The organism is Hyalangium ruber (assembly GCF_034259325.1).
In the GTDB taxonomy this organism is placed as follows: domain Bacteria; phylum Myxococcota; class Myxococcia; order Myxococcales; family Myxococcaceae; genus Hyalangium_A; species Hyalangium_A rubrum.
Window position 1 is genome coordinate 76304 of the sequence record NZ_JAXIVS010000023.1, and the last position, 15798, is coordinate 92101.

The 15798-nt window shown below is 68.6% G+C and carries 12 protein-coding genes; 5 read left to right on the plus strand and 7 right to left on the minus strand.

Annotation, left to right across the window (positions count from 1 at the left end; translation table 11 throughout):
* Positions 1–22: 22 nt before the first annotated feature.
* On the plus strand, positions 23–1429 hold the full coding sequence (locus SYV04_RS40720; protein WP_321551494.1) for a serine/threonine-protein kinase: 1407 nt from the start codon (positions 23–25) through the stop codon (positions 1427–1429).
* 37 nt (positions 1430–1466) lie between these two features.
* On the opposite strand, the gene SYV04_RS40725 is transcribed toward SYV04_RS40720, so the two are convergent.
* A complete protein-coding gene (locus SYV04_RS40725; RefSeq protein ID WP_321551495.1) occupies positions 1467–2210 on the minus strand; it encodes a YqjF family protein in 744 nt (247 codons plus the stop codon).
* A gap of 89 nt (positions 2211–2299) precedes the next feature.
* Between SYV04_RS40725 and SYV04_RS40730 the strand changes: the two genes are divergently transcribed.
* Positions 2300–3544 (plus strand): hypothetical protein, encoded by a 1245-nt coding sequence (locus SYV04_RS40730; protein WP_321551496.1) that lies wholly within the window; start codon positions 2300–2302, stop codon positions 3542–3544.
* 3 nt (positions 3545–3547) lie between these two features.
* Positions 3548–4975 carry a hypothetical protein gene (locus SYV04_RS40735; RefSeq protein WP_321551497.1) on the plus strand — a complete coding sequence of 476 codons (1428 nt, stop codon included), beginning with the start codon at positions 3548–3550 and terminating at the stop codon, positions 4973–4975.
* On the opposite strand, the gene SYV04_RS40740 is transcribed toward SYV04_RS40735, so the two are convergent.
* Positions 4948–5658: a 2OG-Fe(II) oxygenase gene (locus tag SYV04_RS40740; RefSeq protein ID WP_321551498.1), complete on the minus strand. Its 711-nt coding sequence runs from the start codon at positions 5656–5658 to the stop codon at positions 4948–4950. The genes SYV04_RS40735 and SYV04_RS40740 overlap by 28 nt on opposite strands.
* A 103-nt stretch (positions 5659–5761) precedes the next feature.
* Between SYV04_RS40740 and SYV04_RS40745 the strand changes: the two genes are divergently transcribed.
* Positions 5762–6553: a tetratricopeptide repeat protein gene (locus tag SYV04_RS40745; RefSeq protein ID WP_321551499.1), complete on the plus strand. Its 792-nt coding sequence runs from the start codon at positions 5762–5764 to the stop codon at positions 6551–6553.
* A gap of 1337 nt (positions 6554–7890) precedes the next feature.
* Here SYV04_RS40745 and SYV04_RS40750 read toward each other — a convergent pair.
* From SYV04_RS40750 to SYV04_RS40770, 5 genes are all read right to left on the minus strand, one after another.
* Positions 7891–11094 carry a carbohydrate binding domain-containing protein gene (locus tag SYV04_RS40750; protein WP_321551500.1) on the minus strand — a complete coding sequence of 1068 codons (3204 nt, stop codon included), beginning with the start codon at positions 11092–11094 and terminating at the stop codon, positions 7891–7893.
* 111 nt (positions 11095–11205) lie between these two features.
* Entirely contained in the window at positions 11206–11673 is a 468-nt protein-coding gene (locus tag SYV04_RS40755; RefSeq protein ID WP_321551501.1) for a peroxiredoxin, read from the minus strand.
* Between the two features lie 122 nt (positions 11674–11795).
* The gene (locus tag SYV04_RS40760; RefSeq protein WP_321551502.1) at positions 11796–13043 is read right to left on the minus strand and encodes a C-type lectin domain-containing protein; all 1248 of its coding nucleotides are present in this window, start codon (positions 13041–13043) and stop codon (positions 11796–11798) included.
* Between the two features lie 218 nt (positions 13044–13261).
* Positions 13262–13744: an SRPBCC family protein gene (locus SYV04_RS40765; RefSeq protein WP_321551503.1), complete on the minus strand. Its 483-nt coding sequence runs from the start codon at positions 13742–13744 to the stop codon at positions 13262–13264.
* A 35-nt stretch (positions 13745–13779) separates the two neighbouring features.
* The gene (locus SYV04_RS40770) at positions 13780–14178 is read right to left on the minus strand and encodes an ArsR/SmtB family transcription factor (protein ID WP_321551504.1); all 399 of its coding nucleotides are present in this window, start codon (positions 14176–14178) and stop codon (positions 13780–13782) included.
* A gap of 115 nt (positions 14179–14293) precedes the next feature.
* Between SYV04_RS40770 and SYV04_RS40775 the strand changes: the two genes are divergently transcribed.
* Entirely contained in the window at positions 14294–15766 is a 1473-nt protein-coding gene (locus tag SYV04_RS40775; protein WP_321551505.1) for a M20 family peptidase, read from the plus strand.
* The last annotated feature ends 32 nt before the right edge of the window (positions 15767–15798 follow it).

Consider the following 15798-nt stretch of genomic DNA (forward strand, 5'->3'; position numbering starts at 1 on the left):
CGGTTAACTAGTCCTAGAGCGTATGGGGGACTCCGAAAACACTTACCGTATTCCCGGGGGAAGCTCTCAGGTCCCCTGGAAGACCGAGTCTGGCGCCACCGAGAGCGCCGAGGGCTCGACTCCCACGCTCGCGGGCGAGTACCTGATCAAACGGCTGATCGCCTCGGGCGGCCACGGCAGCGTGTACGAAGCCGAGCACCGCATCCTCGGCCGGCGCGCGGCGGTGAAGGTGCTGCACGCGCACCTGGCCGACCAGGGCGAGATGCTGCAGCGCTTCGTGCGCGAGGCACGCATCGTCAACCAGATCCGCCACCCGAACGTGGTGGACATCTATGACTTCGGGATGCTGGCGGACGGCAGCCCGTACTACGTGATGGAGCTGCTGGAGGGCCGCACGCTGAGCCAGCTGGTGCAGGAGCGCGGGCGGATGAGCGCCGAGCGGGCGCTGGCCTACCTGGAGCCGGTGTGCGGGGCGCTGGACGCGGCGCACCGCGCGGGCATCGTCCACCGGGACTTGAAGGCCAGCAACGTGATGGTGGTGGAGGACGGGGAGAAGCCGCGGCTGAAGCTGTTGGACTTCGGCATCGCGAAGATCATCCAGCCGGACCCGGAGCAGGCGGGGCTGACGCTGGCGGGGCAGCGGCTGGGCACCGCGTACGCCATGGCGCCCGAGCAGCTGCGCGGCGGCCCCATCCACCCGGCCACGGACGTGTACGCGCTGGGGGTGTTGCTGTTCCAGCTGCTCACCGGGCGCTACCCGTTCCACACCAAGGACCGGATGGAGCTGGAGCGGATGCACATGGAGGCGCCGCCGCCACGGCCCAGCGCCTCGGCGCCCGTCTCGCTCGCGGTGGACGCGGTGGTGCTGCGCTGCATGGAGAAGGAGGCCGAGCGGCGCTTCCCCAACACCCCGGCCTTCCTCGCGGCGCTGCGCGAGGCGGTCGCGGCGCCGAGCACGGTGCAGCCCGCGGGCCGCACGTGCCAGGCGCTGGCGCTGCACGCCGAGGTGGTGGTGGCCGAGGGCCCCCAGGACGACGAGCTGGTACACGCCGCGTTGGCCGAGGTGCTGGACTGTCTGGAGCAGGAGCTTCGCACCACGGGCTTCGTGCTGGCGTTGCAGGCGGGCACGGCGCTGCTGGGCGTCCGGCTGCTGGAGGGCGACGGGCCGCTGCCGCCCGAGCAGGCCCGGCACCTGTACGAGGACTTGAAGGAGCTGCGTCGCGACACCGAGTCGCTGGCCAAGGAGGTGGGCGCGCATGTCCACCTCTGCCTGCACGTGGGGCCCGTGGAAGTGCGCGGCGAGGGACAGGACTTCGAGGTGCTGGGGGGAGCGGTGACGGACCTGGGCAGCTGGGTGCTGCGCGCGCCTGGCGGCTTCCACCTCACCGCGAGCGCCGCGCGCCTCCTGGGGCTCGCGGGGCCAGGGTGAACCTCGTCGCCGGTTTGCTACCGCGCGCCCAGGAGACTCAGGCGCGCATCAGCCGGAACACGTCCACGTCCACGCCGTCCGAGAAGTGCGCCAGGGGCGTGGACGCCGGCCGCTGAATCCCCGCCGCCTCCAGCAACGTCTCGTCCAGCCCCTCCACCTCCGCGCCTCGCACCTGGTACGGCGGGTGGTGGACCTGGCCCCGCCACAGCGCCCCACCGTGCGCCGTGTAGAGGAAATAGCGCTCCACCAGGAAGTGCTGCAGCGTCCCGGGCGTCGAGGCCGTCGCCTCTCCCTTCGGCAGGCAGCGCACCGCGCACCGCGCGGGCACCGGCGCGGGCCACAGCCGCTCGGAGCGGTAGGAGATCCACTCGCCCTCGCGATCCAACTGCATCCTCGCGAAGTGGTACGGCAGCTTGAACCACGCCCGCGCCAGGCGCACGGCGATCGAGTTCGCCGCCTCCAGGCTGAAGAACCACACCCCCGGGTCCTTCCCCTCGCGATGCACGTACGTGCGCACATTCGTCTCGTGGAAGTTGGACAGCGGCGGGAACGGCGGCAGCCCCGCCGGCCGCACCCCTCGCATGGTGAACGGCACCAGTCCCACGAAGGCCCGGCCCTCGTACGTGTCCAGCGTCAGCCCCGGCGGCAGCAGCCGAGCCAGCGCCTCCGCCGGCACCTCCCAATGCAGGAACAACAGCGTCCGCCAGCGCTGGTACATCACCGTCCGCCCCGCGGGGCGGCGTGTGGGCGAGATGCGATCGAGGGTGTCGGACTCGGACATGGACGCTCCGGCACCCACCCTAGCTCAAGGGTGGAAGACCTGCGTATCCTCATGCCTCCCTGGCAATGAACCGCTCTTTGATCACCGTGATGGGTGGCACCCTCCTGCTCCTCCTGGTCAGCCTGAGCGGGCTGATGTGGATGGGCCGACGCGCGGGGGCGCTCGGGGATCGGCTGGTGCGGGAAGCCAACGCGCGAGAGCAGCTCACCTGGGCTCGGCCCTCCCACGTCGTCCCGCCTCTCGCGGGCTCCTTCACCGAAGCGCTGGATGCGCTGATGCCCGAGGTGCTGCGCTTCCAGGTGCCTTCGGAGACCCTCTTCGGGAACGATTGCAACAAGGTGGCCAGGGGCCTGGCACCCTTCGAGGCGCTGCCCCCCAGTTGCCTCCAGGTGCTCGACAACGCCAAGGACCTCCTTCCCCGGGTGCTGACCGCGACCCGCCACGAACAGGGCGGACTGCCCCAGGGGCTGCGCAGCTCCAGCGATCCCCAGCACCCCTACCAGGCCAAGGGAAAGGCCGCGCTGCGGATGCTGATCCGGCTGTCCTCGCTGGAGACCCTGCGGAAGCTCTCCCTGGGGCAGGCGGACTCGGCGGTGGACACCTGCTTGGATGGCCTGGCCCTGAGTCGGGAGTTCGCGCTCGGCGGCGGTCTCACGGGAAGCCTCATCTCCGCCCACGGGTATGGGTACCTCTACCCCGCCTGCGCACAGGCACTCGATGCGGCGCGGCCGGAGCGCAAGCGCCAGGCCCTGGAGCAGCTCGCCCGGCTGCGCGAGGGCTTTCCGCCCCTGTCCCTCGTGGTCCAGGACGAGGCCATCCACACCCAGCTCGTCCACTACGGCATCATGCTCTCCGAGGAACAGCGGCGCGAGCTGCTGCCCCAGGCCGACGCCATCGTGCGCAACGGGTACGGGCTTGGCGTCCTCCCGGGTCCCGGAGCACTGGCGCGTCGCCACTGGCGCGCGAGCGTGGAGACCTTCGATGCGATGGTGGCCAGCGTGGCGCTGCCCGCCGACGAGCGCCGCAAGGCCCTGGCCCGCCTCGATGAAGGGCTGGAGCAACGCTGGTTCAAGGTGCCCCCGGAGGAGGCCTGGAGCCTCCGGGAGATGACCGACCGCTTGGATCGCCAGCTGCTCCGGGTGGAAGCGCTGCGGACCGTGGTGGAGGTGGACTTGGCGCGCGTCGAGAAGGGCACATGGCCCCCCGCGCTTCCGCCCGCCTCCGCACAGTTCCTCGCCCTGGAAGTCCTCCAGCCCACGGAAGCCCACCTGAAGCATCTCGACCTCACGTGGGAAGAGTACGCTCTGGTCATCACCGCCGACACGCCGCCGTAGCCCATGGACGCGTCCACCCCGCCCAGCCCCTCCGCTGCCCTGAACCCCACCGTGCTCTGGGTGGCGGCCGGCTCGGCCGTGCTCTTCATCTTCTGCGCCTTCAGCGCCTTCTTGTTGATGACGCAGACCGAGCCGCTCTCGGAGCGACTGGCGCGCGAGGCCCAGGCCATCGAGGGCATTGCCTGGCCACGCCCCTCCCATGTCACCCCCGCGCCACCGGGGACGTTCGCCCAGGCCCTCACCCCGCTGCTGCCCGCGCTCAACGCGCTGCCCGAGCTGGCGCCGTCCCTGCGAGCCAGTCCCCACCTCGACGCGGAGTCCGAGGGCGAGTCCGAGGCCTACTCGGATGCCTATGACGCGCTCGAGGAGCAGTGCCAGGCCGTGTCCCGGGGCGAGGCCCCGCTGTCCGCCGCGCCGGGGGCCTGCCTGGAGGTGCTCCACAAGAGCCGGGAGCTGCTCCACCGGGTGCTGGTCGCCACGCGCGTCGAGGTGGGGGGCCTTCCAGCGAGCATGGGCGGCCTGGCCCGCCCCGCCGACCTGCTGGACCCGACGCGGATGAACTCCCTCAAGCGCGTGGTGGAGCTGGCCGCGCTGGAGACGCGGGTGCTCGGCGCCGAGGGCCGACCGGAGGAGGCGGTGGACACCTGTCTGGACGCGCTGGCCCTGAGCCGCGAGCTGAGCCTCGGCGGAGGCATGTATGGCCGGGCGCTGTCCGCCTCCTGCCACGAGTTCCTCTTCCAGCCGTGCGCGCAGGCGTTGGACGTGGCGCCCCGGGAGCGCCAACGCCTGGCCCTGGAGCAGCTCGCCCGGCTCCGTCAGGGCTTCCCGCCCCTGTCCGCCGTGCTCCGCGAAGAGTCCGTCTACGAGCAGCTCAGCGCCTATGGCGATCTGGTCTCCCCCCCCGCCTTCGACCTGCTGCCGCCCCAGAGCCAGGAGCTCGTCACGCCCCATGACTCCTGGATGTTCGCCTATGCCCGCTCGAGCAGACACCCGCGGCTGCGGCCCTACGAGTGGCGCCGCAACGCGGCCCTGTTCGACGCGATGGTGGCCGCGGCGGACCTTCCCCCCGAGCAGCGCCGCGAGGCCTTCCTCGCCATCGACGAGAACACGGGCCTCCTGCCTGGAGAGCACCGTTGGCGCGCCAAGGACTACCACGATCAGGCCGAGACGTTCGCCGCGCAGCCCCTCCAGGCGCTGGCACTCGCGGCCCTGGTGGAGGTGGACCTCGCGCGCGCCGAGCAAGGCGCCTGGCCCGAGGTGCTCTCACCCGAGCTGGAGGCCGCCTTCTGGCTCGACCCCGAGAGCGACTTCGAGGCCTGGCTGGTCCCGCGTGACGCCAGGCTGGGGGTGGAGGAGCTGCGCCTCACGGCGGGCACAGCCCCCTCGGCCCCCCCCGGCCCTGCCTACGCTGGCGGAGGCGGGTTGCGGTAGATGTCCTCCGAGCGGTGGTAGAGCACCCAGGAGGTGATGATGTACTTGTCGCCCGACTCCGGCTTGTTGCCACGGTGGGTGTGGGTGAAGCCCGCGGGGAAGATGATCATCCGGCCCGCCTTCGATTCCACCTTGCGCTTCTGGTAGTAGAACTCGGTCTCGCCGCCCTTGCTGACGTCGTTCAGGTAGAACTGGAACGCCAGCACCCGGTGCAGCGGCTCGCACTTCGCGTCCTGCGGGTAGATCTCCGAGTGCCAGTGCGGATAGCCCCCCGAGCTCTTGATGTACTTCTGCACGTTGAGCATGCCGTAGCGGTAGAAGCTGCCGATGAGCTGATCCAGCAGCGGATCGCCCAGCTCGGCGAAGTTCTCCTCGTTGAGCGTCACCATGCGGCCCGTCTTCGGGTGCTTGAGGGAGGGAGAGACGGCGCCAATCAACGTGTAGAGGTACTTGCGCAGGTAGCTGCGCAGCGGCGGGAAGGCCTTCTCCATCAGCAGCCGGACGGTGGCCTCCCACTCGGGCACCAGGTTGATGGTCAGGTCGAAGCTGTCCTTCTTCTCCAGGTCCACGCCATGACCCGTGCGCCCCCGGTGTACCTGGGGACTCTTGTTGAACCTTTGGATGATGTCCTCGCAGAGCTTGGGCTCCAGGGCACCGTCATGGATCTCGATGAAGTCGGTCATGAGCAGAGAGGAAGGGGTGGGATTCCCACGGTCGATTATAGTGGCCGCCCTCTCGGCGAATCCACCGTCCCCGGTGTACCGAGAGCCCTCGAGGTCACCCCGAATGCGCCGCCTCCTCGTCCTGTGTGCAACCCTGGCCTGCGTCGGAGGTTGCTCCTGCGAGGGCAAGCCCGCGCCCATCGCCTCCGTCATTGACTCGGGGCCGGCGGCGAGCAAGGCACAGCCGGCTCCCCCCGCGGCGCAGGAGCCTCCAGCAGAGGCGCCCGTTCCCGAACAGGCGATGCAGCTCCACTCCCAGGGCCGGGAGCACGGCGAGGCGGGCCGATACGACGAGGCGCTCCAGGCCTTCCAGCAGGCCCAGGCGGCTGCCCCGAGCTGGCCGATGCCCCTCTACGACACAGGCTACACCTTCGTATTGATGGGGGAGACGGCCAAGGCGCTGCTGGTCTACGAGCAGGTGGACAAGCTGTCGCCCCAGGGCTTCTCCCAGAGCAAGAAGATGCTCGACAGCCTGCGGCGGGAGCAGGACGGCCGCGTGCCGAAGGGGACACTGCGCGAGTACTTCGAGGTGCAGCGCCTGCGGGACCTGGACGAGGTACGGCGCCGGCTGGAGGCGCTGACGAAGAAGGCGCCGGCGTTCGTACTCGCCTGGCAGGACCTCGCCATGTCCGCGGAGGACCCCGCCGAGGGGGCGGGGCTGGTGGACAAGACGCTGGCCCTGCAGCCGGACGTGGAGACGCGAGGCGAGCTGCTGGTACACAAGGGCGTGCTGCTCCAGCGGCGCGGCGACGGGGAGGCCGCGCGCAAACAGTTCCAGGCGGTCATCGATGACGCCTCCCTGCTGCCGAGCACCCACGCACTGGCGCGGGAGATGCTCAACGCGCCCGGCCTCTGAACCGGAGGGAGCCCTCCGCCGGTGCCGATGCTATGGGAGGCAGAGAGCCGTGCATCGCCGGTCCGGACCACACTGGCCACTGCGGCAGATGCAGCTCTCGATGCCTGAGTGGGTGGAGCAGGCACAAGGCTCTCCAGCCTCCGGGAGGCGGACACAGAATCCGCTCTCGCTACACGCGTGCGCGGATTCGCAGTAGGGGGCAACCGGAGCACACGGCTGGCCCTCTCCCGGGAAGGCCCGGCAACGGGAGTTCTCGCAGAACAGCGCGAACTTGCAGTCGGAATGGAGCTGGCAGGCGTCGCCTTCATTGCCTCGCGCGGTACAGCGCTCGTCGCGGCAAGAGAGCCCTGCTTCGCAGCTACGAGCAGACAGGGTGCAGCTCGCTCCCCGCGGTTCGAGCGGCATACAGGCGTCACCGCAATACCCACTGGGGACACAGCTGGAACCATAGGTGCCGCACGACTCGCCCAGGGCCGCGCGAGCCTGTACACACCGGCCACCGGCTGAAAGCGGAGCCGCATCACATTTCAGCTCCGGACGGCACCCGCACTGCGCATCCACCCGGTGGAGCGGGCAGATGCAGGACTGCCCCAGCTCATGGCGCGGCTGGCAGACGAACGTGTTGTCCGCACGGGCGGCGCAGAGCGCATTCGGCCCGCATGCGTCACCTTCGCAGGGCTCCCCCATCTGGCGATAGGCCACGCACCTTCCAGGACAGGTCGTCAGCTCGCAGAAGGAGCCGGGCACGCAGTCGATGGCCTGCCCGCAGACGCCGCCAGGCTCGCTCCTGCCCTCGAAGACGGTCCGACACACCGCCAGGCTGGGAGGCTCCGGAGTGAGTACCTCTTGGAAGAGATTCGCCTCGTAGGCATAGAAGCCGTGGAAGCCCTCCCCACACCCGAGTGTCTCCAGGTAGCGGGTCACGCACTCTCGCGCGCGGGTTCCGCTGTAGGTGACACGGCCGGAGGTAACGCTGTGAGCGATCGATTCCCGTGGGCAGAGCTCGGCCAGCCGGCGGACACAGCCTGGCATCTTGGACTCCTCCACCATGCCGCACCTCACGCGCCGGCTGCACTCCTCCGTCGCGAAGGTCTCGCACCAGTCCCCCAGTGCGATGCACGAGTCCCCGGTGGTCTCACAGGACTCCGGGCCAGAGCCACCATCGTCCCTCCCCCCTCCTCCACCTCCGCCGCGATCCGGACAGCCTGTGAGCAGGGTCACGGCGCAGAGCACCACGCACAACGCTCGACTCACCGCCACGGCACTCTGTACCTCTTGGATCCACCGCCAGCCGCTCATCGGAGGCCTTCTGGCAGGCAAGCGCCCTCCTCCAGAACTCAAGGTTTCAGGAAGGGACCATCACTGCCGATCTTTCCCGGCGCCGGGTTGCCCGGCAGGTCGAGCACATACACCCGCAGGTTGCCCTTGCCGGTGGCGCTGGCGGTCAGTGTGCCACCCGCCACGGTCTTCACATCTCCGGTGATGGCATCCTTGTAGGTGCCGTTCGGGATTCCCGTGAAGGTGGCGCCGCCGGAGACGGTGACCAGCACGAAGCTGTCCACGCCCCGGGCCGAGTCCGTGAAGCGGCGCTTGAAGGCCATGCCCCCCGTGACACCTTCGGTGGAGTACTGGCCCTTCTGGAGCGCGGGGATCCTCCGCCGGAGCTGGTTCAGCCGCTGCAGGTGCCTGGCCAGTGGCTTGCTCAGCGTCTCCGCGACCTTGCCGGAGGCGGAGGACACCACGCCGAAGTCCGAGGCCGTCACGCTCCCCTCGAGGTTCGCTCCGTAGTAGGCACGACCGGTGGTGGCCAGCGCGCACGTGGGGCCGCAGTCGATCCGCTGGCCCGCCTGGAACTCGATCTCCGAGCCGTAATACAGGGTCGGGATGCCACGGAAGGTCCACATCAGGCTCATGTTCTCGGCCCAGGCCTCCGTGCCGCCCGCGTAGCGGGTGGAGGACTTGTTGGGGCCGTAGTCGTGGGAGTCCACGTACACCACGTTGTAGGTGGCGTCGTTGTAGCTGTCGTCCGAGTCCTTGCCGTTCCAGAAGGCGTTGCTGGCCTCGCCGAAGTTCATGTGCATGCGCATGTCGATGATGCTCATGCCGGAGAACTGGCTGTGATCCGGGGCGTGGTAGCTGTTGCCCTGGAGGAAGGCGTTGGTGGAGGTGGGCTGGCTGCCCGTGCCCATTGCCTGCTCGTAGTTGTACTGCTCCAGCGCGGCCGCCGTGTCATCCGCGCTGTATGTCCTGCGCTCCTTCCAGGTGAAGAACTGCGCCGAGTGGTTGGGCGAGCCTCGATTCCACTTGTCGTTCACGAACGAGCCCACCTCGCCGAACATGAAGAAGTCCCGCCCCTTGGCGCCAAACTGTTGCTCTGCGTGCTGGCGAGCCGCGGGCAGGAAGCGCCGGTTCCACGTCACGCGCGGGATGTGGACCGCCGTGTCGATGCGGAAGCCGTCCACTCCCATGTCGATGTACTTGTTGTACACGCCGATGAGGAAGTTCTGGACGGGCGCGCTCTCGGTGTTGAAGTCCGCCAGGTCCTCGTGGATCCAGCAACTGCGCGAGTCCTCTCCCTCCCAGTTGCCGATCCAGCACTGGTGGAAGTACTGCGCCGGGAACATGCCGGAGGTGGGGTTCGGCCACTGGCAGTTGTAGATGCGATAGCCCTCCTGGCTATAGCTCCCCGTCGGCACGCCCCAGTTGCGACAGGTGTTGCCCGCGGGCTCCGCCGTCGACCACAGGTCCCCGTTGTAATAAGACTTGCCGGTGTTCGGATCGACGGTCAGCCCGTCGTACTCGAGCCCGGGCACTGGCGCGTCGTAGAACCAGCTCCACTGGCTGTCGCGCACCCCGTACACCTTGGCGTTCCACAGTCCTTTGGCACCCCAGCGGCTGGAGTGGTTGTAGACCACGTCCTGGATGACCTTGAGGCCCTTGGCGTGGGCCGCGTTGATCAGATCCTGATACGAGGCGCCCGACGACTCCAGGCGCGGATCCACCCGGTTGAAGTCCCAGGCGTGATAGCCGTGGTAGTCATAGTCCGAGCGGTTGAGCACCACCGGGGTGATCCAGATGGCGGAGAAGCCCAGGGCCTTGATGTAGTCCAGCTTCTGGATCAGCCCCTTGAAGTCCCCGCGGAACATGGGGTCGTTGTTGGCGGCGTTGCCCGACTTCACGTGCATGCTGCCGCCACGGTTGTTGGACGGGTCGCCGTCGTAGAACCGGGCGGTCAGCACGAAGTAGATGGCGTCCTCGCGGATGTCCCCTCCGAGCGGCTGCCCGGGAGGAGGCGGCGGCGGCGCGCTGCCCGTGGTGGCCGAGGCCGAGGCGCTGGCGGCGGACGTGTTGCCGGCCGCGTCGAGGGCCTTCACCGTGTAGCTGTAGGTCGTCTGGGGCTCCAGGCCGGTGTCGCTGTAGCTGGTGAGGGTGGAGGTCGCCGTCTTCGGCCCGAGGGTTCCTCCCGTCCGGGAGATCTCATAGCCCGTCACGCCGCGATCGTCGGTCGAGGCGCTCCAGCCCAGATCGATGCGCGTCTGTGTCGCCGAGGCGGTGACTCCCGAGGGCGTCGAGGGAGGCGTGGTGTCCGGCGGCAGGACCACGCACGGCGTCGTGGCGTTCGGGGTGACGACGCCATCCTTCACGCGGATCAGTCCCGTGCCGAGGGAGTAGTCCGCGCCACCGTTGTTGTCCCAGCTCCCATTGCTGTTGAACGCGGCCTTCATGCCGGTGGCCGAGCCCAGGTTGATCGTCTTCTTGACCCAGTCGGTGCAGGCCGGCTCGTTCATCGCCACGCCTGGCACGGGAGTCCACGCGCCACCGGTGGGCGCGTAGTGGATGTTGACCGCGCTCCAGCCGCGCGTGCGGGTGTAGTAGTAGACCTCGGCCTGGCTGGCGGCGGGCGTCGTCACCGACAACGCGCTGCTCGCCGCGGACACGTTGCCTGCCGCATCCACGGCCTTCACGGTATAGGAATAGGACGTGCCCGGCGTCAGGCCCGAGTCGGTGTAGCTCGCGCCGCTGGGCGTGCCGACCGTGGCGCCGTTGCGGAGCACCTCGTAGCGCGTCACCCCCACGTTGTCGGTGGACGGCGTCCACGAGAGCGCGACGGAGCTCGGGGTCAGCGCGCCCGGGCTGAGGCCCGTGGGCACCGTGGGCGGCTGGGTGTCCGCAGCGCAGGGAGTCCCCGCGTTGGCGAGCAGCTGGCCGTTCTTGATCTGATGCGTCCCCTGGGTGGGCAGGACGTAGTTGGCGCCGGACTGGTTGTTGTAGTTGTCCCAGCGGTTCTGGCCATCGTTGAGGACGGCCTGGAAGGTGCTGCCAGTTCCCGTGGTGAGGACCTTGGCGACCCAGCCCGTGCAGGCCGACTCCATCAGGGTGCCCGGCACGCTCGTCCAGCTCCCGCTGGCGTCATGGTGGAGATAGGCGCTGCTCCAGCCCTTGTAGGGCGTGTAGTAGTAGACCGTCGCCGTACCGGCCGCCGCGGGCAGGCTCACTCCCAGCAGCAGCCCCATCAAGGCACAAGCTCTCCACCGCGTCATCGAGTCCTCCTCTGGGCGTTGATCAGAGTTCGCTCAGAGTGAAGATCTTTAAAACGGCTTTCAATGGAAAGTTTGTTTTACGCGAACCGCTTCCGGTACTCCCGTGGCGAGTCAGCTCCTTGGCTGCTGGAGCTGCTGGATGACTCCCAGCGCCTCGGTGACGTGGCGCTTGGCGTTGAACTGGGAGTTGAAGATGTGCCGGATGGTCCCTTCCCGGTCGATGACGTACGTCACCCGCCCGGGAAGCAGCCCCAGCGTGCTCGGTACGCCGTACTCCTTGCGCACCTTGGCGCCCTCGTCGCTCACCAACGTGAACGGGAGCCGGTGTCTCGAGGAGAACGACTCGTGGGAGGCCGTCGACTGCGAGCTGATTCCGACGACTTCGGCGCCGGCCTCCTTGAAAGCCTCGTAGGAGTCCCGGAACGAGCAGGCCTGCGCGGTGCAACCCGGCGTGTCGTCCTTGGGGTAGAAGTAGAGGACCACCGCTGTCTTCTGGAGCAGGTCCTGCAGACGCACGGGAGTGCCGTCCTGCTTCGGCAGCGTGAAGTCCGGGGCCTTGTCGCCAATCTTCAGGGTCATGAGGACGGCTCCTGCCGTCTGGAGTTCGAGCCCTGAACTAACACACCCCCCGTGAATTCGCATCCACCAGGAGCCGGGCCTGCGCGCTCGTGGCAGGCCCAGCTCCTCCAGGACGGCAGTGCTCAGTAGGTGTAGCCGATGTTGTAACCGAGCCGACCGCCACAGCTTCCGGCGTCGTAGCACCCGGCTCGAATCACGTACGTGCCACCACCGCAGTCCGGCACCCGGTAGCGGATGCGCGAGCCCGAGCCCTTGCACGCATCATCGTTCTCCATCACCTCCAGCCCATCCGGGCCCAGCAGGCGCAGGTACGTGTCATTCGAAGCGAACGCTCCCGGCACTCCGCAGGTCCCCACGTCGAGGACCTGCCCCGGCTGCAGCGTCACCGTTACATCGGTCGTGTAGCGGGTCGCGGTCTGGGTGTCCGTCGTGGAGAAGTTGACGTACTCGTAGAACACGGGCCCCGTGCTGAAGCTCTCGCAGATGACCTGGACGTACTCACTGCAAGGGATGTCGTTCCACTTGCCCGCGGGGGCGCTCCCGTTTGGCCCCGCGTTGGCCACGGCGCAGTCCTCGTTGCCCACGGAGTTGTTGGGCTCCCCCGGGCGCCAGTTGAGGTATCCGGACGAAGGTGCCGACCAGACCCACGTCCCCTCCTTCGCGCTATCGGTGTAACCCAGCCACCACGAGCGCGTGGCCGGCAGTTGCTGCTTCACCCACTGCTCCTCGTCCGCGTCGTTGAGGGTCACCGGCGCCATGCCCTGCGCCGAGCAGGTGTACTGCGCCTCCAGCCAGGTCTTCCGCCCCTCAAAGAAGATGTAGCTGTGGCCGTTGTAGCCCTTCTCCTGGTGAGGGTCGAAGCTCTCGCAGACGAAGGGCTGGGCTTTCGTGCAGGGCAGATCGTTCCACAAGCCGGTGCCCGGGCTAAAGGCGGCGCAGTCCTCGTTGTTCGCGTTGTTGGGCTCACCCACGGCCCAGCGGGTGTAGGTGGAGCTCCCGTCCGTCCAATCCCACGCGCCCTCGATGACGCGATCATTGAGGCCAAGCCACACCGCCCCCGCCGAGGGCTGCTGCAACAGCAACCAGTCCGCCTCCGCGCTGCTCTCCAGCGTCACCAGCTTCTTGCCCATGCTGAGGCAGGCCATATCGGCCTCGGGCCACGTCTTGGGGGTGAGCACGAAGACGTACTCATGGCCGCCGTACTCCAGCCCCTGGGAGAGCGTGCCCAGCGTGGGCTCACCGCTCGGGGAGATTCCCTCGGCCTCCCAGGCCTCACCGCCACAGCCCAGGGACATCGCGGCGCCCAGCGCCCAGCTCACTCCCAGCTTCATCCACGCCCTGCGCGCCGCTCTCGTTCTCTGCTGGCTCATCGTCTTGCTCTCCGGAGGTGTGTGCCGCTCGGGCCAGGGGGCTCGAGCCAACACCCCTCATCGCAAGCGCGGTGCCACGGCGCGGGCTTCCACGGAAAGCCCGTATCTTCCGGTTGTTAGCCGCCGAGGAGGCCCGCCGAGCGCCATGCCTCGGGGTGGAACGTGCCAGCTTTGGCACACGCGCGAGTCCTCCCTGCGGACGAGCGTGTCATGGGCCTTCAGCGCGCGAGCGCGCGCTGCACGAACGCGTCGAGCTTGGCGAGCGTCTGATGGCCGAGCTCCACGGCGCCGAACGACTTCACGTGCTCGCACGCCTCCACGGTGGGGAGGACCGAGCGCATGGTGAGCAGAGTCTTCTGGCCCTGCGCCTCGAAGGTCACGGTCACCTCGAACGCGTTCGGGTCGTCGTCCACGTCCGAGCCGTGTCGGTACATGAGCCGCTCGGGGCGCTTCACCTCTCGGTAGGTGAAGCGGCTGGGGTACTGGGTGCCGTCGGGGCCCGTGAGCAGGAACCGACAGGTGCCGCCCGGCTTCACGTCCATCTGGTACACCTTCGTGGTGAAGCCATTGGGCCCCCACCACTGCGTCATATGGGCCGGGTCCGTCCACGCGTCGAACACCAGCTCGCGCGGGGCATCGAGCAGGCGCGACAGGGAGAGTTCCCGATCCGCCGTGGGGCTTGGGTTGGGGACAGCAGGCATCGGGCGGGGCTCCTGAGCGTGGCGAGGGGTGGGGCTCATCGTCGACGTCCTTTCTTCGCTTCGGGGGAAGAGACTGCGGGTTCCGGCTTCTTGCGCTCGGATTGCTTCTGATTGGCCTGCAGGGCGTGGAGGTACGACTCCAGTCGGTCGAGCCGTTGCTCCCAGTGCTCGCGGTACTGCTCGACCCACTCGGAGACCTCGCGCAGCGGCGTCGCCGCCAGCGCGCATGGCCGCCACTGCGCCTCCCGCCCCCGAGTGATGAGCCCTGCCCGCTCCAACACCTTCAGGTGCTTGGTCACCGCCGGGAGGCTCATGTCGAAGGGGGCCGCCAGCTCGGTGACCGCCGCCTCGCCCTGCGACAGCCGCGCGAGGATGGCACGCCGGGTCGGGTCGGCGAGCGCGGAGAAGGTTCGTGAGAGGGCATCGGTCTGCATGGCTGATTAACCTTATGGTTAACTAACCATTTGGTTAAATGCAAGTGAGGAACAGCTATGGGGCGTCCAGCTCGGCTAACCTGCCGGGCGAGCGGTACGCGTGGAGAGGATGCCGATGGGTAAGGTTGCCAAGAGCGTGTTGGGCCTGCTGGCCGCGCTCGTCCTGTTGCTCGTGGTGATTCTGGTCCGCACCGCGACGTATGCGCCGCCCGCCGCAGTGGACCCCGCGAACGTGCAGCTCGCCCCGGCGGTCACCTTCGATCGCGCCCGCGCCGCCGAGCACCTCTCCCAGGCGATCCAGATTCCCACCATCAGCCACCAGGACCCTTCCGAGAACCAGCCCGCGGAGTGGGAGCGGCTGCATGCCTGGCTGCAGACCACGTACCCCTCCGCCCACGCCGCCATGACCCGCGAGCTCGTCGCCGGCCATACCCTCGTCTACACGTGGAAGGGCACCGACGCGAACCTCTCCCCCATCGTCCTGATGGCTCACCAGGATGTCGTCCCCGTCACCAAGGGCACCGAGAAGGATTGGAAGCACCCTCCCTTCGCGGGCGTCATCGCCGAGGGCTCGGTCTGGGGCCGAGGCACCCTCGACAACAAGGGCTCGCTGGTCAGCATCTTCGAGGCGCTCGAGGCCCTGGCGCTCCAGGGCTTCAGTCCCCGCCGCACCGTGATGCTGGTGTTGGGCCACGACGAGGAGGCGAATGGCCTGGGAGCTCAAGGAGTGGCCGCGCTCTTCAAGTCCCGTGGCATCACCGCCGAGTTCGTCCTCGACGAGGGCATGGTGGTGATCTCCGACAACCCCATCACCCGCGCCCCGCTCGCCATCATCGGCGTGGCGGAGAAGGGCTATGCCACCCTGGTGGTCACCGCGCAGGCGACGGGTGGGCACTCCTCCACACCGCCGAAGGAGACCGGGGTCACGACGCTCGCGCGCGCCGTCACCGCCATCGTCGAGGACCCCTTCCCGCTCGACTTCCAGGGTCCCGGCGCGGCCATGGTGCGCAGCGCGGCCGCTCACGCCTCTTTCCCCGTGAAGATGGCGGTGGCCAACACCTGGCTCTTCGAGCCCCTGCTGGTCTCCCAGGTGGGAGCCACGCCGGAGGGCGCGGCCCTGCTCCACACCACCATCGCGCCCACCATGCTCAAGGGCAGTCCCAAGGAGAACGTCCTGCCTCAGGAGGCCACCGCCTGGATCAACTACCGCTTCGCTCCCGGCGATGCGTCGACCGAGGTGATGGCCCGCGCGAAGGCGGCGGTCGGGGACCTGCCCGTCACGCTGTCCTGGACGAAGACACCGAACGAGGCCTCTCCTGTCTCCTCCACGACGTCCGAGAGTTGGAAGGCGCTCGCGGCCGTGGCCGGTGAGATTTCCGGCGCTCCGGTGGCGCCGGGCCTCGTGCTCGCCGGCACCGACAGCCGCTACCTCCAGCCCGTCGCCAAGGACGTCTATCGGTTCCAGCCCATCGAGCTGACGATGGCCAGCACGAGCCAGATCCACGGGACCAACGAGCACCTGTCCCTCGAGGGCATGGAGCGCATGGTGCAGTTCTATGCCCGGCTGATCGCCACCACCGCCCGGTGAACGTTTCACCCCGGCGGATGAGGCGGCTCACG